At 57.1% G+C, this 16,131-nt stretch carries 20 protein-coding genes and 1 pseudogene; 13 read left to right on the top strand and 8 right to left on the bottom strand.

Annotated elements, in window-relative coordinates:
• Nucleotides 1-43: 43 nt before the first annotated feature.
• The 5 genes from hxsD (at nucleotide 44) to yghU (ending at nucleotide 4,649) form a co-directional block, all read left to right on the top strand.
• A complete protein-coding gene (hxsD, locus tag GHO41_RS19570) occupies nucleotides 44-343 on the top strand; it encodes a His-Xaa-Ser system protein HxsD (protein ID WP_153434405.1) in 300 nt (99 codons plus the stop codon).
• Nucleotides 340-1,827 (top strand): His-Xaa-Ser system radical SAM maturase HxsB, encoded by a 1,488-nt coding sequence (gene hxsB, locus GHO41_RS19565; RefSeq protein WP_153434404.1) that lies wholly within the window; start codon nucleotides 340-342, stop codon nucleotides 1,825-1,827. The genes hxsD and hxsB overlap by 4 nt, the downstream gene beginning before the upstream one ends.
• Complete coding sequence (gene hxsC / locus GHO41_RS19560) at nucleotides 1,824-3,059, top strand: His-Xaa-Ser system radical SAM maturase HxsC (RefSeq protein WP_048373443.1); 1,236 nt, start codon at nucleotides 1,824-1,826, stop codon at nucleotides 3,057-3,059. Before hxsB ends, hxsC begins: the two co-directional genes overlap by 4 nt.
• Nucleotides 3,056-3,679 carry a His-Xaa-Ser repeat protein HxsA gene (gene hxsA, locus GHO41_RS19555; protein WP_371928981.1) on the top strand — a complete coding sequence of 208 codons (624 nt, stop codon included), beginning with the start codon at nucleotides 3,056-3,058 and terminating at the stop codon, nucleotides 3,677-3,679. The genes hxsC and hxsA overlap by 4 nt, the downstream gene beginning before the upstream one ends.
• Nucleotides 3,680-3,809: 130 nt before the next feature.
• Entirely contained in the window at nucleotides 3,810-4,649 is an 840-nt protein-coding gene (gene yghU / locus GHO41_RS19550) for a glutathione-dependent disulfide-bond oxidoreductase (RefSeq protein ID WP_178126546.1), read from the top strand.
• A gap of 3 nt (nucleotides 4,650-4,652) precedes the next feature.
• Here the strand turns inward: yghU and GHO41_RS19545 are convergent, their stop codons facing one another.
• From GHO41_RS19545 to GHO41_RS19520, 6 genes and pseudogenes are all read right to left on the bottom strand, one after another.
• Nucleotides 4,653-5,348 carry a class I SAM-dependent methyltransferase gene (locus GHO41_RS19545; RefSeq protein WP_048373484.1) on the bottom strand — a complete coding sequence of 232 codons (696 nt, stop codon included), beginning with the start codon at nucleotides 5,346-5,348 and terminating at the stop codon, nucleotides 4,653-4,655.
• A gap of 111 nt (nucleotides 5,349-5,459) precedes the next feature.
• Nucleotides 5,460-6,152 carry an arsenical resistance protein ArsH gene (arsH, locus tag GHO41_RS19540; protein WP_153434401.1) on the bottom strand — a complete coding sequence of 231 codons (693 nt, stop codon included), beginning with the start codon at nucleotides 6,150-6,152 and terminating at the stop codon, nucleotides 5,460-5,462.
• A gap of 11 nt (nucleotides 6,153-6,163) precedes the next feature.
• Nucleotides 6,164-6,634 carry an arsenate reductase ArsC gene (locus GHO41_RS19535; RefSeq protein WP_153434400.1) on the bottom strand — a complete coding sequence of 157 codons (471 nt, stop codon included), beginning with the start codon at nucleotides 6,632-6,634 and terminating at the stop codon, nucleotides 6,164-6,166.
• A 27-nt stretch (nucleotides 6,635-6,661) separates the two neighbouring features.
• Nucleotides 6,662-7,945, bottom strand: a complete 1,284-nt coding sequence (locus GHO41_RS19530; protein ID WP_048373433.1) for an arsenic transporter — start codon at nucleotides 7,943-7,945, stop codon at nucleotides 6,662-6,664.
• Nucleotides 7,946-7,963: 18 nt separating this feature from the next.
• Nucleotides 7,964-8,310, bottom strand: a pseudogene (locus GHO41_RS30410) (metalloregulator ArsR/SmtB family transcription factor).
• 201 nt (nucleotides 8,311-8,511) lie between these two features.
• On the bottom strand, nucleotides 8,512-8,595 hold the full coding sequence (locus GHO41_RS19520; protein WP_241486434.1) for a hypothetical protein: 84 nt from the start codon (nucleotides 8,593-8,595) through the stop codon (nucleotides 8,512-8,514).
• A gap of 250 nt (nucleotides 8,596-8,845) precedes the next feature.
• Here GHO41_RS19520 and GHO41_RS19515 point away from each other — a divergent pair, with 250 nt between their 5' ends.
• The 4 genes from GHO41_RS19515 to GHO41_RS19500 all read left to right on the top strand — a co-directional run bounded on the left by GHO41_RS19515 (nucleotide 8,846) and on the right by GHO41_RS19500 (nucleotide 10,853).
• On the top strand, nucleotides 8,846-9,202 hold the full coding sequence (locus tag GHO41_RS19515) for a VOC family protein (RefSeq protein WP_153434398.1): 357 nt from the start codon (nucleotides 8,846-8,848) through the stop codon (nucleotides 9,200-9,202).
• A 108-nt stretch (nucleotides 9,203-9,310) separates the two neighbouring features.
• On the top strand, nucleotides 9,311-9,472 hold the full coding sequence (locus GHO41_RS19510; protein WP_082148799.1) for a DUF2986 domain-containing protein: 162 nt from the start codon (nucleotides 9,311-9,313) through the stop codon (nucleotides 9,470-9,472).
• 279 nt (nucleotides 9,473-9,751) lie between these two features.
• Nucleotides 9,752-10,099: a hypothetical protein gene (locus GHO41_RS19505; RefSeq protein WP_048391053.1), complete on the top strand. Its 348-nt coding sequence runs from the start codon at nucleotides 9,752-9,754 to the stop codon at nucleotides 10,097-10,099.
• A 76-nt stretch (nucleotides 10,100-10,175) separates the two neighbouring features.
• Nucleotides 10,176-10,853 carry a DUF421 domain-containing protein gene (locus tag GHO41_RS19500; protein ID WP_153350618.1) on the top strand — a complete coding sequence of 226 codons (678 nt, stop codon included), beginning with the start codon at nucleotides 10,176-10,178 and terminating at the stop codon, nucleotides 10,851-10,853.
• 18 nt (nucleotides 10,854-10,871) lie between these two features.
• Here the strand turns inward: GHO41_RS19500 and GHO41_RS19495 are convergent, their stop codons facing one another.
• Nucleotides 10,872-11,729 carry a LysR family transcriptional regulator gene (locus tag GHO41_RS19495; protein ID WP_153434397.1) on the bottom strand — a complete coding sequence of 286 codons (858 nt, stop codon included), beginning with the start codon at nucleotides 11,727-11,729 and terminating at the stop codon, nucleotides 10,872-10,874.
• Between the two features lie 110 nt (nucleotides 11,730-11,839).
• Here GHO41_RS19495 and GHO41_RS19490 point away from each other — a divergent pair, with 110 nt between their 5' ends.
• Genes GHO41_RS19490 through GHO41_RS19480 form a run of 3 tightly spaced genes read left to right on the top strand, consistent with a single transcriptional unit; the run spans nucleotide 11,840 to nucleotide 14,183 of the window.
• On the top strand, nucleotides 11,840-12,499 hold the full coding sequence (locus GHO41_RS19490; RefSeq protein WP_153434396.1) for an ankyrin repeat domain-containing protein: 660 nt from the start codon (nucleotides 11,840-11,842) through the stop codon (nucleotides 12,497-12,499).
• Between the two features lie 21 nt (nucleotides 12,500-12,520).
• Nucleotides 12,521-12,982 (top strand): nucleoside deaminase, encoded by a 462-nt coding sequence (locus tag GHO41_RS19485; RefSeq protein ID WP_153434395.1) that lies wholly within the window; start codon nucleotides 12,521-12,523, stop codon nucleotides 12,980-12,982.
• The gene (locus tag GHO41_RS19480; RefSeq protein WP_153434394.1) at nucleotides 12,969-14,183 is read left to right on the top strand and encodes a CynX/NimT family MFS transporter; all 1,215 of its coding nucleotides are present in this window, start codon (nucleotides 12,969-12,971) and stop codon (nucleotides 14,181-14,183) included. Before GHO41_RS19485 ends, GHO41_RS19480 begins: the two co-directional genes overlap by 14 nt.
• Here GHO41_RS19480 and GHO41_RS19475 read toward each other — a convergent pair.
• The gene (locus GHO41_RS19475; protein WP_153434393.1) at nucleotides 14,113-15,084 is read right to left on the bottom strand and encodes a LysR family transcriptional regulator; all 972 of its coding nucleotides are present in this window, start codon (nucleotides 15,082-15,084) and stop codon (nucleotides 14,113-14,115) included. The two genes, GHO41_RS19480 and GHO41_RS19475, sit on opposite strands and share 71 nt — an antisense overlap.
• Before the next feature lie 120 nt (nucleotides 15,085-15,204).
• On the opposite strand from GHO41_RS19475, the gene GHO41_RS19470 reads away from it, so the two are divergent.
• Complete coding sequence (locus GHO41_RS19470; protein WP_371928980.1) at nucleotides 15,205-16,050, top strand: SDR family NAD(P)-dependent oxidoreductase; 846 nt, start codon at nucleotides 15,205-15,207, stop codon at nucleotides 16,048-16,050.
• The last annotated feature ends 81 nt before the right edge of the window (nucleotides 16,051-16,131 follow it).

The following is a 16,131-nucleotide window of genomic DNA, read 5'->3' as shown; positions in this document are numbered from 1 at the left end:
TCAGAATCCGCACCTTTTTCAGCGTCTTCAAGGATCGATCTCGATGAATTGGCCGGTAATCATGCACGTCTGCGAGGCGGCTTACCCGCTTGGGGTGGTGCAACGGGCGGCTTATAGTCTGGCGGATACATTGGCTATTGAAGTCTCTGTTGAGCCCGGTCAGATCAAGCTGTCGATTTTCCCGTCTCAAGATCAGCTCACCTTGCCCAGCGCACGCGTACGGCCGCTGGTGTTGCAGCATTTGAATGATTTTGCCCTGCGTAACCATATCAACCGCGAAACTGCCGGGTTGCGAGAGGTGCTGGCGCGTGCGGCATTGACTGGGTGCGGGCTGCCTCAATGACGCTGATCGCTTCTGATACCAGCAGTTATCGTCTGCTGCCATTTCGCTTTATGCGTATGCAGGCCGAAAGTGACCGGGATGTGTTGATCACCTCTGAAACGGGTGAGTACCTTTGGGTCTCTGACCCACAGCTCCAGGACCTCGGCTTTAAGCGTTTGCAACCGGGCTCTGCGTTTTACAGGGATCTGCTTGCCCGGCATTTCATTTACGAGCCCGGCAGGCATGATCCCTTGCCACAGATGGCCGCGCAGTACCGCAGTCGCAAGGATTTTCTCTTTCAGGGCCCGGCGCTGCATCTGTTTGTGGTGACTTTGCGCTGCAATCACACCTGCCAGTACTGTCAGGTTTCTCGCGCCCCTCTGGGCGGTTCAGGGCACGACTTGTCTGAAGCAGATGCACGGGCTGCTGTTGAGCGCATGTTTGAATCGAACTCTCGCGTACTCACCGTTGAGTTTCAGGGTGGGGAACCGCTGCTGGCCTTCGAGCGTGTCCGGCAAATTGTTGAGTGGGTGGTTGAACGAAACGTACTGGAGCAACGAGATATTCAGTTCGTGATTACGACGACGCTTTATCACTTGACTGACGATATTCTCGATTTCGCCAAGCTCCATCGAATTCAGTTTTCAACGTCGCTCGATGGGCCAGCGTCTTTACACAACGCTAATCGCCCGACCCCGACCCGAAACTCGTTCGAGCGAACGCTTGAAGGTATCCGCCGTGTTCGTGAGCACTTGGGGCACGACGCTGTGTCGGCACTGACCACCTTGACGGCCAGAAGCCTCGAGCAACCACGGGCCATCATTGATGAGTACGTTAAGCAGGGCTTCTCAAGCATCTCATTACGACCCTTGAGCCCTTATGGTTTTGCTTCAAGAAGCGCGCAGCGGCTGGATTACCCGATAGAGCGCTATGTGGCGTTTTACAAGGAGGCTCTGGCTTATCTGCTGGAGCTTAATCAGCAGGGCGTGTACCTGTCAGAAAGCTATGCGAGTTTGTTGCTGAAGAATATCTTGACGCCATTTTCATCGGGCTATGTGGATCTGCGTTCGCCCACGGGCGCGGGGACTGCGGCGCTGGTGTACAACTACGACGGCTATGTGTACCCCTCTGACGAAGCACGAATGCTGTTGGAAATGGGCGAGGAGGGGTTGCGCCTGGGCAGCGTGCATCAACCGTTGTCTGAGCTGCTGCGTTCTCCGGTTATGGAGGCTCTGTTAAGCAGTGGCGTCGCTGAAACCCTTCCGGGCTGTTCAGACTGCGCGCTTGTTGCGTATTGCGGTGCAGATCCCGTGGAACACTTTGCACGTCAGGGCGATCCCGTCGGGCATCGCAGTTTTAGCAGTTTCTGCAAGAAAAATATGGGGCTGCTAAAGCATCTTTTTGAGTTGCTGCGAGATGCCGATGATGACGTTCAGCGTGTCCTGCTTTCCTGGCTTAACCGACGCAGCTATGCCGATGTCGGTTTGGCTGGCTATCGGGGTTGATGATGCTGCGTAAAGACACTCATGTTGAGATTCAGCATTTAACCGAACCCAGATTGCTTAAGGTCATCTCTCTCGAAGAACTCATTGAGAAGGGCACCGCTGTGTGTGCGGGAGATGTGGGCTTTGATGATCTTTTGTTGTGGTCACCTGCGGTCGAGTTGCAACGCAATCCGCAACTGCTATCGCTGCCAGTTGCAGGTTTTCTCATTCCTGAACAATGGGACGGTCACGCAGGCGTCGACAGGTTGTTGATTCACTCGCCCAAAGACCCGGATGTTGTTCGCCCAGGTGATGTGATTGCACTGACGCCCGGTAATTCGCTGGTGCGCGTCCTGTATCGGCGCGGTTCTGACAGCAATTTGTTGTTCATGACAGACCGGTGCAACAGTCTGTGCCTGATGTGTTCTCAGCCACCCAAAGACATTGATGATCGATGGCATATTGAGGAAAACCTTCGCCTCATTGATTTGATGGATCCAGGCGAAGAAAACCTCGGTATCAGTGGCGGGGAGCCGACGCTTTATCGTGACGGTTTGCTGGAAATCCTGGCCAAGTGCAAAGCCGTGCTGGCGCTTAAATCCATTCATGTGTTGAGCAATGGCCGACTGTTCAAAGACCCGGACTGGATCGAATCACTCACATCCATTGATCACCCCCAGCTCAGTTGGGGCATACCGCTGTATGCCGATAACGCCAGTGACCACGACCACGTTGTGCAGGCGCCCGGTGCATTCAGTGAAACCCTGCAAGGGCTGTACAACCTTGCGCGTGCCAACCAGATTGTTGAGATCCGCGTGGTGCTGAGCCAATTGACGACGCCAAGATTGCCAGAGCTCGCGCACTACATCTTCCGTAATTTACCGTTTGTTCGGCATGTTGCATTGATGGGGATCGAAAGCACCGGGCTCGCCAGAAAGCATTATGAGGCGCTCTGGATAGACCCGATGGACTATCAGGATTCGCTCACTCAGGCAGTCTATTTTCTGCATAACCGTGGCTTGCCTGTCTCCCTATATAACCTGCCGTTATGCCTGGTGCCTGAACATTTGTGGCGTTTCACCCGGCAGAGCATATCCGACTGGAAGAATCTGTTTATCGATGCCTGCCAACAATGCGTTGCGAATAAACAGTGTTCCGGTTTCTTTAAATCTCACTCCGCGCGCTGGCAAAGCCGTGGTGTGCAACCACTTTCTACCGAGGCATTCAGTGCCTATGCAAGGAGCGCACAGTGAAACTGCTTGATCGCTGGAAAATTTTGCTTGGGGGGATCACTTTACTTCCCGTCGCGGGTACTGCCTTTGCACAGGCGAACTCGCTACCACTCGCTGATGCGAGCTGGGAGCCAAGGGGCAACGGCCAGTCACCTGTTTTCGCGGACACGCTCAATGCCCCGGATGCAATCAACATGTATGCCGCGCATCGCTCACACAGTTCTCACCGTTCGCACAGCTCCCACAGTTCTCATTACAGCGGTTCAGGCGGCTATAGCGCGCCTCGCTATTACAGCCCGCCGCCTGCCAGTACTCGCAGTTATACAGCGCCAAGCTCGACACACAGTAGTTCAAGTGGTTCTGCTGGATCTTCGACGTCTAATTCGCTTTATGGACCTTCAGGCCCGGCCAACAACGCGAGCACGACCCGAACTCGCCCTAGCGAAGCGCAGAAAAACAATCTGGTGATGCGTGTGCAAACGGCGCTGATGGTGCGCAAGTACTACTTCGGCAAAATTGACGGAGTGATGGGCAAAGGGACGCGTGGCGCGTTGATGTCGTTTCAGATGGACAATGCACTGACGGTCAATGGCGCAATGGACACCCAGACCTTGAATGCCTTGGGTATTCGTATTCCATAACCCTGGACCCACGCTCCAGACACGCCGCTGTAGCATTCGCTTGCCGACTATGGTGTGCTGTGCCCATTGAGCCCGGTCATGATTTTTCAGGCTCATGCCTTCTCAGCACTCTACCGATGAGGTCCGTCTCTTGAGCAATACACCGTACGTTCCGCCTAAAGTCTGGACAAACAACGCTCCGTCTGGCGGCCATTTTGCGAGTATCAATCGCCCGGTTGCCGGGCCTACGCATGACAAGGAGCTGCCGGTCGGCAAGCATCCTTTGCAGTTGTATTCGCTGGCCACGCCCAATGGGGTGAAGGTGACGATTCTGCTGGAGGAGTTGCTGGCAGCGGGGTACTCCGGGGCTGAGTACGATGCCTGGTTGATCCGTATCGGCGAGGGGGATCAGTTCTCCAGCGGGTTTGTTGAGATCAACCCGAACTCCAAGATTCCAGCCTTGCTGGACCGTAGCGTAGAGCCTGCCATTCGGGTGTTTGAGTCGGGTTCGATCCTGCTGTATCTCGCGCAGAAGTTCGACGCGTTTATCCCGACTGATCTGGCCGGGCGTACCGAAACCCTCAACTGGCTATTTTGGCAGATGGGTGCTGCGCCTTATCTGGGCGGCGGGTTTGGGCATTTCTATGCGTATGCGCCAGAAAAGCTCGAGTACCCGATCAATCGCTTCACCATGGAGGTCAAGCGGCAACTGGATGTGCTGGACCGTCGTCTGGCTGAAACCCCGTATCTGGCGGGCGATACTTACACCATCGCCGATATCGCGGTCTGGTCCTGGTACGGTCAACTGGTGCGCAACACGGTGTACTCGGCGGCTGAGTTCCTTTCGGCCCACGAGTACACCCATGTTCAGCGTTGGGCTGAAGAAATTGCCAATCGCCCGGCGGTAGTTCGCGGGCTGCGGGTTAACCGGCCGTGGGGCGATGAGGCGAGCCAGGTGCCTGAGCGGCATGAGGCGTCTGACCTGGATTAACCGTCAGGCCAGCAGTTCGGTGATCCAGCGTATCTGTTGGCCGATGTCTTGCAATTTGTGCTCGGGTACGGCGTGCCGTGCACGGGCGAATTGCTCCAAGGTTTTTTGCCGCTCGCCCAGGATACGCTGCCATTTGGCCAGGAATACCGGGCTACGGGCCTCTAAGTGCAGCGGCCCGAAATACAGTGCTTCGGCGCTGTAAGTCACGGGCCCGCTGCGTTCAGCGACGATGATTTCGTAGTAGAAGCGGTTTTCTTGCAGCACCTCTTCAGCGACGATGCGGTAGTGGTTGTCCATCAGCCATTGGCGCAGTGGTTGTTCGCCGCCATTGGGTTGCAGGATCAGGCGTTCCTCACCGCGCAGGTGCGCCTTGCCACTGTCGAGAATGTCGCGGATGGTCTCACCACCCATGCCGCACAGGCTGACGGCGGTGATGCCGTCGGACGGTTCAATGGCTGCCAGGCCGTTGGCCAGGCGCACAGTTATCTGCTGTTCAAGCTGGTTCTCGCGCACGGTACGTTGTGCAGCATGGAAGGGCGTTAAGGCCACCTCACCTGCGACTGCCGCGCAGAGGGTGCCACGGTGTACGAGCGCTACCGGTAGATAACCGTGATCCGAGCCAATATCTGCCAATCGGGCCCCGGCGGGCACGTGCGCCGCCACCCGTTCCAGGCGCATGGACAATGTGTGTTCGTTCAACTGCAGTTCCTTGTCAGCCCGAATGCGCGGCACTCACGTGAGTCAATCAAACGCTCGTTCTGGGCAAAAGGGCGATTTTGGCATATCGGGTCTGCGGTGTGGCGCTGAAGACTAAATGGAGCGTTGATTAACCCGTTGAGTGAGTGCTTCAGCTGATTCCTTGCGCTCCGAGTAGCGGTCAACCAGGTCAGGGCGTTCTCTGAGCAGCAGCGTGAACCTGACCAGTTCTTCCATCACGTCCACTACCCGGTCATACAGGGCAGAGGGTTGCATACGGTTGTGTTGATCAAATTCAAGGTAGGCCTTTGGGACTGACGACTGGTTAGGGATAGTGAACATCCGCATCCAGCGCCCCAGCACTCGCAGTTGGTTAACCACGTTGAATGATTGCGAGCCGCCACAGATCTGCATCACCGCAAGGGTTTTACCCTGGGTGGGGCGTACGGCCCCCAAGGCCAGAGGCACCCAGTCAATTTGCGCCTTGAACACCGCAGACATGGCGCCATGGCGTTCCGGGGAACACCAGACCTGGCCTTCAGACCACTGCATCAGTTCTAGCAGTTCCTGCACTTTTGGGTGATCGACGGGTGCATCGTCCGGCAAAGGTAAGCCGCTGGGGTTGAAAGTCCGGGTTTCGGCGCCGAAGTGCTCCAGCAATCTGGCGGCCTCTTCAACCAATAAACGGCTGAACGAGCGTTCGCGGGTCGAGCCGTATAACAGCAGGATCCGGGGTTTATGAACGTCGGCATCGACCAGCGTGCCGGTGGTTAATGAGGTGTCGAGATTAGGCAGTTGATCGGTCATGTGAACTCCGGTTAGAGGGTGCTGATGCGGTCCAGGTGCTGCTTCAGGCTTGCACTGTCGAGCTGGGCAAGAGGCAGGGCCAGCAGGGCGCGGCAACGTTTTTCAATAAGCGCCAGGGTCGCGTGGAAAGCCGCCGAGATTGTTGCTTCATCGCCAACCACTTCTGATGGATCCTCAAGCCCCCAGTGGGCTTTGATCGCTGGACCAAAGTACACAGGGCAGGCTTCGCCCGCTGCTTTGTCGCAGACGGTAATCACGATGTCGGGCGGGTTGCTTTCGAAGGCGTCATTGCCCTTGCTGCTCAAGCCCGCGATGCTGATACCAGCTTGTTGCAGTGTGCTCAAACTGCGCGGCAGAACCTGGCCTTTGGGAAAGCTCCCGGCACTGAAGGCTTGAACGCCTTCAGGGGCGAGGTGGTTAAACATGGCCTCGGACAAAATGCTCCGACAGCTGTTGGCCGTGCACATAAACAGGATCCGCATAAGGTTGCTCACTGGTGGGTCAGAGGGTTAAAGGCTCAGGCGCAAGGCCAGGGCCGACAAGGTGATGAACAGAATCGGCAGGGTCAGAATCACGCCTGTCTTGAAGTAGTAACCCCAGGTGATGCGAATGCCTTTGCGCTGCAAAACGTGCAGCCACAACAGTGTCGCCAGGCTGCCGATAGGGGTTATTTTCGGGCCCAGATCGGCGCCGATGACGTTGGCATAGATCATGGCTTCACGCATGACACCGCTGGCCTCACTGGCGTGAATCGACAGGGCGCCAATCAATACAGCAGGCAAGTTGTTCATGGCCGATGACAGAAACGCCGAGAGAAACCCCGTGCCCAGCGTGACCAGCCACAGATTGGAGTCGAGCAGATAATTAAGGGCCAGGGTCAGATAGTCTGTCAGGCCAGCGTTTTTCAACCCGTAGACCACCAGATACATACCCAGCGAGAAAAGAACGATCTGCCAAGGGGCTTCGCGAACCACGCGGCGGGTCGAAATGATGTGCCCGCGGGCTGCAACCGCCAGCAAAATAACGGCGCACACGGCAGCAATGGCACTGATGGGAATGCCGATAGGTTCCAGTACAAACAGGCCCACCAGCAACAAGATCAGCACCCCCCAGCCTGCACGAAAGGTCATGACGTCGCGCACGGCCTGCCGAGGTGCTTGCAAGTCGTCTTGTGAATAGCTGTGCGGGATGTCGCGGCGGTAAAACCCGTACAACACCGCGAGGGTGGCGGCGACTGCCACGATGTTCACCGGCACCATGATCGAGGCGTACGCGCTATAACTCAGCCCGAAGTAGTCCGCCGAAACGATATTGACCAGGTTTGAGACCACCAGAGGCAAGCTGGCGGTATCGGCAATAAACCCGGCGGCCATGACAAACGCCAGGGTTGAGGCGGGCGAAAAGCGTAAGGCGAGCAGTATCGACATCACGATGGGTGTGAGAATAAGGGCCGCGCCGTCATTGGCAAACAGGGCCGACACGGCGGCACCCAGCAGCACGGTAAAAGCAAAAAGGCGCCGCCCCTTGCCATTGGCCAGGCGCGCTACATGCAGGGCCGCCCACTGAAAAAAACCAGCTTCATCCAGTAGCAGGCTGATGATAATGACCGCGATAAAGGTGGCCGTGGCGTTCCAGATAATGTCCCAGACCAGAGGGATATCATCCAGCTTCACAATCCCTGTAATCAGGGCCAGCGCAGCGCCCAATGTGGCACTCCAGCCGATGCCCAGACCTCTGGGTTGCCAGATGACCAAGACCAGGGTGAACAAAAAAATGGCGGAGGCGGTGAGCATAAACGTCTCGTCCTTTGATCAGCAGCACGCTGTTGTGTTGAGGGGGGGCCATCCATGGTGCTGAGGCGGCGAGTGTTTGACGCAAGCCACTCGGAATTGGCAGTCAGGGTGGTTTCCAGTACTTCACGCACCCAGGCGGGGAGTTCCGGGTTCAAGCGGTAATACACCCATTGACCCTGGCGACGATCAAGCAGCAACCCGCAACTGCGCAATTGTGCGAGGTGCCGGGATATTTTCGGCTGGCTTTCGTCCAGAGCACAGACCAGCTCGCACACGCATAGCTCGCCCTCACGGGTGATCAGCAAGGTTGCTCTGGCCCGGGTTTCATCGGCCAGGCATTTGAAAATGGCGGCTGGATTGAGCATGGATTTGCCTCTATGCATATGTTTATCCGAATATACGTTTGTCCATATTTATCAGGCAAGCCTGAATTTAATAGACACCTGTAGTCGCTGTCGAGGTACGAGGCTGCGATGGGTTGCGCAGCGACCCCAGCTGGCGGTCCTGCGGCCCGCATCGCAGCCTCGTACCTCGTCAGCGACTACAAGAAAGCGGGGGGTGAGGTCTCAAGCCTGCACCGCTTCACCCACATAGTTCGCGCGGGGCCGGATCAGTTGACCTGTGGCTTTTTGTTCCAGCGCATGCGCCACCCAGCCGACGGAGCGCGCCAAGGTAAAGAGGGCAGGTGGCTGCAAATCGCAGAGGAAACCGAAGCCGATAAAGACTCAGCCATCGAGCACACCGCCTGGGGTGATGCGCAACGCATCCAATGGCCTGTCCAGATCGCAGGCTGCCCGGCCTGGTGGGCATTACCGGCCCATGAACTCGGCTCTGACACTGCGCAGTGGTAGCCAAATAACACTATGATGAACGTCTTTTCACGACAGGCGGGAGGTTCTCATGAGTGCTAACGGTAACGATCGGCAGATCGACAATATCGAATTCAATGTGGGCGATATCAGCCGCAGCAAAGCTTTCTATGGCAGTGCGTTCGGCTGGACATTCGTCGATTACGGTCCTGCGTACACAGAGTTCACTGATGGCCGCTTGACGGGTGGTTTCACCACGGGTGAACCGGTGCGGCCTGGCGGCCCATTAGTGATTGTGTACGCCGACGATCTTGAGGGCACTCAGGCACGCATCAAAAGCTTGGGCGCCGTGATCAGCCGTGAGACCTTTTCTTTCCCCGGTGGGCGCCGCTTTCATTTTGTCGATCCTGACGGTTATGAACTGGCGGTTTGGACGCGCCAGGAGTAGATTTCACTCTCGCGGTCTACTCGCCTACCTGGACAGTACGTGTTCGGGTGACCGGCCTGCTTCTTTTAACTGATATGATTCAAACGCTTACAAACCGAGTGACCCAAGATGAATCGTCGTAAAAAGATCCAGCAGCTTTTAAAGGCACATGCCAAGAAAGCCAGTGCCAAATTGGCACCGAAAAAAAAGTCCACTTACGTTAGCAAGGCTGATCGATTGAAGTTGGCGACTGAATCGGCAGAGGCCTCAACCGTTGTATCTGAAAGCTGATTGATAGCGCTCAGTGACAACCCTCCCGTTGTAGATGGGCGGTTGAATGGCACAGCCTTTGCTTTTTGATTGCATGCCCGGCGCTTAATGCCGGGTCTTGCGACAAATACCTGCATACCAAGGTTCTGAATGAGCGTGGTTAAGGTCGAATGAAGGCAATAGTGTCATCTAAGTGCTCTAAATTGAGGCAGTAAGCGCAAGTTTTGGGGGTGTTTATACCCGGCGTGGCGGTTCAAACGGTACAAAAATGAAGATCAGTTCCCTTAAGGAATTCAGGGTATGACGGTGATCAAGCATTGTGCAGTGGGTTTTTTGTCAGTTTTAGTATTGGCCGGGTGTGAGGCTGATAAAGATAAAGTTGCACGGGAAAAAGTTGAGGCGATTAAACAAGTGATTGCCACACGCACGCTGGAATACGCTGATATTTCGAGTTCACAGCCTCTACGCTCAGATAACGTCAATCGTTGCATCGTGCAGATGTCCGAAAACAAAGCCAAGCTGGATGCCATACAAGTGGATTATGCCGAGACACAAACGGTGCAGTCCTCCGATACCCATACGTTGTACAGCCTGATTAATTACCAGCTCACGGCCTGTAAGGATGCCCGGCAGGCGCAAGGCTATTGATTTTGTCTCGTGGATTTCAAACCTGCTACGCTGGTGCCCATTGAACATTGCGCAACGGGATTGATAAGGGAGCGGTATGGAGTATTACGCATGGGTACTGGCGAAATTCGTGGCGGGGTTCGCAATAATTGCAACTCACATGTATATGTCAGGCAGAACCCAACTGTCGCAAATGACAGCGATTGACCTGATTGGCAACTTTATTCTGGGCGGTATTATTGGAGGTGTTATTTATAGTGACACCATTCCTTTTAAACAGTATTTGCTGGTGCTGTTATTAGGTGTGTTGTTGATCTACATACTGAATACCGCCACTAAACATATCCAGGTGCTGCGTGGTTTTGCGATCGGTAGCCCTATACCGATCATCAAGAACGGAAAGTTCATTGTTGAAAATCTGGTCGATAATAAACACAAGATAGACATCTTGCGGCTAGCCTCGCAGTTACATGCTCAGGGGGCGTGTGCTTTCCAGCAGGTCTACTACGCGCAAATTGAGCCGGGTGGCGAGTTGACGGTCATTTGCGATGAACGCGACATGCCGTCGGTGATCGTCATGTTTAACGGTGAGGCGCGACTCGATCAACTGACCTCCATCGGCCATGATCCGCAATGGCTGGACGACAAAATCAAAGAACTGGGGCTTGAAACTGAAGAAGTCTTCCTCGCCGAGTTTTGGCGTGGGGAATTATGCATCACCGCTCGCGATGGCAGCGTGATAAGCCCCGTCCCCCAGCCCGCTTGTAGTCGCTGACGAGGCACGAGCCTGCTGTCACCCTGTCTGCCCCAAACCTGCGCACAGATTAAGCAATTGCTCCTGCAACACTTTGCCAGCGTGGCTCAGCCCGCCCTGAGCATAGAGCGCCAAATACACGCCCTGGATATCCGGCAGGCCGCTGCTGGCGTCGAGCACTTGATGGCCTGCGGTGATGACCCTGCGCGGGAGCAAACTGACGCCCAAACCCGCGGCCACTGCTGAGCAAACACTGGCCAGGCTGGCGCTCGAATAGCTGATGCGCCAGTGCCAGCCGCCCATTTCCAGGTGGTTCAGCATTTCATTGCGGTACAAGCCGCCTGCGGGGAAGGTCACCAGCGGCAACGGATCACGCCCCAGCGCTGGCTGGGAGCGGCTGTCGACCCAGCACAAAGGTTCTGGCCAACTCGCCAGGCAATCATCGTTCTGGCCCATCTGCTTGACCAGCAACACCTCAAACTCACCCCGGCGAAACAGCCGCTGCAAGTCGGGGCCCAAGCCGCTGGTGACTTCCAGACGCACACCCGGATGCTCCAGGCCGAAGCTCGACAGCAACGGCATCAAACGGTCTGCGGCGAAATCTTCCGGCACCCCCAAACGCAATACGCCTTCGCTTTGTTGGTTGAACATGGCCTCACGGGCTTCTTCATGGAGCGTCAGAATGCGCCGCGCATAGGCCAGCAAGCGCTCGCCCTCAGCCGTGGCTATGACGTGGCGTTGATCGCGATCGAGCAGTGTGCAGCCAAGGTTGTCTTCAAGGCGACGAATCTGCTGGCTGACCGTGGACTGAGTCAAATGCAGCCGCTGCGCTGCCCGAGTGAAATTGGCGCACTCCACCACGGCAACAAAACTGCGCAACAACACGGGATCGAACATACACGTCACCATTCGAATTGCCACTGAAAGGCATGGTTATATTTAATTTCAGAATACCTGTCTGGCTGACCATACTCGTTCTTCATTGAATCTGCAGAGAGAAAGTGACCATGAGTCGCCTGACGTTTAAATCCGGCCTTCTAGCGGTCGGGCTATTAATGATGGGAGGAGTGATGGCTAACGAGAAAAGTCTGTTGGATGCGGTGCGTAGTGGCGAAGTGACCCACGTGCAGCAATTGATCACCGGCGGTGCGGATCTGAAGGCACAGGCGCCGGACGGCAGTAGCGCGCTGCTGCTCGCGACCCAGCGCAACAACGTTGAGATCGCCCGCGCCTTGATAACGGCGGGCGCCGACGTCAATCAGAAAAACCTGATGCACGACAGCGCCTATTTGCTGGCGGGTGCCAGTGGTTATAACGACATCCTCAAGTTGACGCTGGCCCATGGCGCGGACCTGAAAAGCACCAACCGTTACGGCGGCACCGCGTTGATTCCCGCGTGTGAGCGCGGCCATGTTGAAACCGTGCGCTTGTTGATTGCCGCCGGGGTCGACGTTAACCATGTCAATCGACTGGGCTGGACCTGTTTGATGGAAGCCATCGTGCTGTCCGATGGTGGCCCGGCTCATCAGCAGATTGTTGCCCAACTGATCCAGGCGGGCGCAGACCTCAACCTGCCGGACAACGAGGGTCACAGCCCGTTGTATCAGGCAGAGCAGCGCGGTCAGAGCGCAACGGCCAAGTTGCTGCGTGACGCTGGCGCCCAATGAATGACCTGCACGGGAGTGCCCATGAATAACGATCAAGATTACCTGCAACGCGCGGTGGAACTGGCGCGCATCAACGTTGCCGAGGGGGGACGGCCTTTTGGCGCAGTACTGGTCAAGGACGGCAAAGTAATTGTCGAGGCGGTTAACGAAATTCATCTCGACCAAGACCCGACCGCCCACGCGGAACTGCAGACCATCCGCCGTGCCAGCCAGCAATTGGGCTCGCGTCTGGACGGGTGCGTGATCTATGCCAGTGGTCAGCCGTGCCCGATGTGCCTTGCGGCCATGTACCTGTGCGGCGTCAGCCGTGCCGTGTATGGCGCAGCAAACGAACTGGGTGAAGCGTTTGGTTTGTCTACGGCGGCGATCTACCAGCAACTGGCGTTGCCATTGAGCGAGCAGCGCCTGAACGTGCAACATCTGCCGCAGCCCGCAATGGTTGAGGTCTATGAAAACTGGCAGGCGCGCCATGCCGCTCACTAAAACCCGTCTGCGCAGCCTGGCAAGTTGGGCCCTGATCATCGCATTGGGGCTTAACTTGCGGCCGATTTTGAGTTCCATCAGCCCATTGTTGATGCAGATTCGTGGCGACACCGGCATGAGCTTTCAAAGCAGCGCCTGGCTGACCAGCCTGCCGGTGATTTGCATGGGCCTGGTGGCCTTGCTCGGGGTACGCATAGAAGCCCGTATGGGCGAGCGACGGGGCGTGGCGTTGGGCCTGCTGATGATTCTGGGCGCGTGCCTGTGGCGCCTGCTGGGGCATCAGGCTGAAGTGTTGCTCATCACGGCCTTGCTGGGTGGCGCCGGTGTAGCGTTGATACAGGCATTGGTGCCAGCGCTGATCAAGCGCCAATTTCAGGGGCAAGTGGCGCTGGCTTTGGGGGTGTATTCGGCCTCGTTGATGGGCGGTGGCGGCTTGGCCGCGTTGCTCAGCCCGGTGGTGGCCGGGCATTTCAGCCAGTGGCAGGCCGGGCTCGGCGTGTGGTTGTTGCCCGCGCTGGCGGCGCTATTGATGTGGTGGCTGCTGCCTTTTGCCGGGCTGACTGCGCGCACTCACGGCGCGTCTGCGCAGCCATGGTGTAAACGCAGGGCCTGGCTGTTGGCGCTGTACTTCGGGCTGGTTAATTGCGGTTACATGAGCATGGTTGCCTGGCTGCCGGCGTATTACCTGCAAATGGACTGGAGCGCGACCCAAAGCGGTTCGCTGCTGGCGTTCATGACCGTGTTTCAGGTGCTGGCCGCGTTGGTGATGCCTGCTCTGGCGCAGCGCAGTCGCGACAGACGCCCGTTTTTGGCCCTCAGCCTTGCTGCGCAGGCAATTGGTTTTTTCGGTCTGGTGATGTGGCCGCTTGAGTCGCCGCATATCTGGGTGGCGTTGATCGGCTTTGGTCTGGGCGCTTGTTTTGCCCTCAGCCTGATCCTGACCCTCGATCATTGCCGGGAACCTCGCGCAGCCGGGCAGTTGGCGGCGTTTGTGCAAGGGGTGGGGTTTCTCATCAACGCGGTCTCGCCCTGGTTGACCGGCTGGTTGCGAGAACTCACGGGCAGCTTTGTCAGCGCCTGGTGGGTGCTGATTGTCGGGGTTGTGGCGATGCTGCTGTTAACCCGCATCTTCAGCCCGGCGAGTTATAGGGATTCGTTTGCTGAATCGCATGGCTCCCCGGCGCTGTCGACACATCCTTGAGCTCTACTCTCAGATCCAATATCGACATAAAGCGCTCAACCAGCGGTGAAACGTTGTGGGCATGCCAGCCCACATAGAGGCCAATGGCGGGGTTGCCTGATTCCGCCACCGGCAAAATGCCCCGAAACACCACGTTGGCCTGCGTAAACGAACGGGCAATGGAGGCCGGCACCAACGCCACACCGAAGCCACAGGCAACCAGGCCGATAACGGTGTGGAGTTGTGCCGCTTCTTGCACCACCTTCGGGTAAAAACCCGCGGCGTCGCACAGGGCAATCAGTTGTCGGTGATAACCGCTGCCCAGCACTTCGGGAGTGAAGACAAACGCTTCATCTGCGAAGTCACTCAGGTTGATGTCGGCGGCATGGGCTTTGGCGTGATCGGCGGGCAAGGCCATGACGATTGCCTCTTCAAACAGCAAGCGCGACTGCAAATTGGGCGTGTCAAAAGGCAGTTTACGCATAAAGGCGATGTCCGCTTCAGCGTGCGAGATCGCTTGGGCCTGGCTGGCTGAGGGCATCTCCTTGAGGGTCAACTGAACGTTGGGGAAGGTATCGCGAAACGCTCGCAGTGCATTGAGCAGCGGCGTGTAGTGGGCGATGGACACGGTGGTGACCGTGAGTTTGCCAGCGATGCCTTGTGCCACCAGGCGCGCATGCTCGGCACCGGATTCCAGCGTGTTGAGGGTGCTGTAGGCCGTGTCCAGAAAGGCGCTGCCCGCAGGCGTCAGTCGCACTTCACGTTTGCTGCGTGTCAGCAGGCTGATCCCCAGTTTGTCTTCCAGGCGGTTTATCGCCTGGCTGAGCGCAGGCTGGGCCATGTGCAGGCGCTTGGCGGCGTTGTGGAAGTGCAATTCTTCGGCAACGGCAATGAACTGCTTGAGCAGACGGGTCTCGATCATGGTGTCCGTTCCTTCCTTTGAACTGTGATAGGCGCAGCGTATCAACTTCGCGCTTGAACAGTATTAAACAAGCCTGAAAGGCAGGGTTAAGGTGAGGGCAGTGATCAAGAGGAGTCAACTGTGGACTTTGCAGGCAAAACCGCAATTGTAACGGGCGCTGGTCAAGGTTTGGGTCTGAGCTACGCCCGCGAACTGGCAAGGTTGGGTGCCAATGTGGTGATCAGTGATATTGGCGCGGATACGCTGGGCGAAGGTGCCGATGCCTCGATTGCCCACGAGGCGGCACGTGCGCTTGAGGCCGAAGGTTACAGCGTGCTGGGTCACCACACCGACCTTGCCAGCGAGCGCGGGTGCGAGCAATTGGTCGCGGCGGCGGTCGACGCGTTTGGGCAACTGGATATCGTGATTCACAACGCGGGTTGGGTCGGTTATCAGCGGATAGAAGAGGTGGAGCCGGCTTTTATCGAACGGGCACTGGATATCAATGTCTACGCGCCGGTCTGGTTGTGTAAACATGCCTGGCAACACCTGCGGCAATCGCCAGCCGCGCGGGTGGTCCTGACCACGTCGGACCGGGCCATGTACCAGCCCTATGCACAGCCGGGGCTGGTGGCTTACGCGGCAGGTAAAATGGCGCAACTGGGCATCATGAATGCCCTGAGCATGGAGGGAATGGTCGACGGGATTTTGGTTAACGCTGTATCGCCGGTGGCAAAAACCAGAATGTGGGGCGTGACCGAAGCACCGGTCAACCTCAAGCCGGAATGGGTCACACCCGGCGTGGTGTTTCTGGCTTCGCAGCAGTGCCGCGACACCGGCTACATCGTACGGGCCAGCAATGGTCAGTTCACCGCCACTCGTTTCGTTGAAAACCCTGGCGTCGACTATCCCGTCGACCTGGCGCGGGTCAAGGCCAGCAGTGCCGAGCAGGTGGCGCAGTTGTGGGAACAGATCAAAGAATGTTGATTAGTGTAGGAGGGGCCGCCCCGTCTTCGACGCCGCGCTGTCGCGCAGCAAACAGGCCGCCGAGTATCTTCAGCATCCCCC

This window comes from Pseudomonas sp. FSL R10-0399, assembly GCF_009600165.1.
Taxonomy (GTDB): domain Bacteria; phylum Pseudomonadota; class Gammaproteobacteria; order Pseudomonadales; family Pseudomonadaceae; genus Aquipseudomonas; species Aquipseudomonas helleri.
This window is presented reverse-complemented; position numbering and strand designations above follow the sequence as displayed.

Coding starts and splice junctions, on each gene's coding strand:
- hxsD (WP_153434405.1), top strand. CDS start 44: ATGAATTGGCCGGTAATCATGCACGTCTGCGAGGCGGCTTACCCGCTT.
- hxsB (WP_153434404.1), top strand. CDS start 340: ATGACGCTGATCGCTTCTGATACCAGCAGTTATCGTCTGCTGCCATTT.
- arsH (WP_153434401.1), bottom strand. CDS start 6,152: ATGACCGATCAACTGCCTAATCTCGACACCTCATTAACCACCGGCACG.
- GHO41_RS19535 (WP_153434400.1), bottom strand. CDS start 6,634: ATGCGGATCCTGTTTATGTGCACGGCCAACAGCTGTCGGAGCATTTTG.
- GHO41_RS19530 (WP_048373433.1), bottom strand. CDS start 7,945: ATGCTCACCGCCTCCGCCATTTTTTTGTTCACCCTGGTCTTGGTCATC.
- GHO41_RS19515 (WP_153434398.1), top strand. CDS start 8,846: ATGAGTGCTAACGGTAACGATCGGCAGATCGACAATATCGAATTCAAT.
- GHO41_RS19510 (WP_082148799.1), top strand. CDS start 9,311: ATGAATCGTCGTAAAAAGATCCAGCAGCTTTTAAAGGCACATGCCAAG.
- GHO41_RS19505 (WP_048391053.1), top strand. CDS start 9,752: ATGACGGTGATCAAGCATTGTGCAGTGGGTTTTTTGTCAGTTTTAGTA.
- GHO41_RS19500 (WP_153350618.1), top strand. CDS start 10,176: ATGGAGTATTACGCATGGGTACTGGCGAAATTCGTGGCGGGGTTCGCA.
- GHO41_RS19495 (WP_153434397.1), bottom strand. CDS start 11,729: ATGTTCGATCCCGTGTTGTTGCGCAGTTTTGTTGCCGTGGTGGAGTGC.
- GHO41_RS19490 (WP_153434396.1), top strand. CDS start 11,840: ATGAGTCGCCTGACGTTTAAATCCGGCCTTCTAGCGGTCGGGCTATTA.
- GHO41_RS19485 (WP_153434395.1), top strand. CDS start 12,521: ATGAATAACGATCAAGATTACCTGCAACGCGCGGTGGAACTGGCGCGC.
- GHO41_RS19480 (WP_153434394.1), top strand. CDS start 12,969: ATGCCGCTCACTAAAACCCGTCTGCGCAGCCTGGCAAGTTGGGCCCTG.
- GHO41_RS19475 (WP_153434393.1), bottom strand. CDS start 15,084: ATGATCGAGACCCGTCTGCTCAAGCAGTTCATTGCCGTTGCCGAAGAA.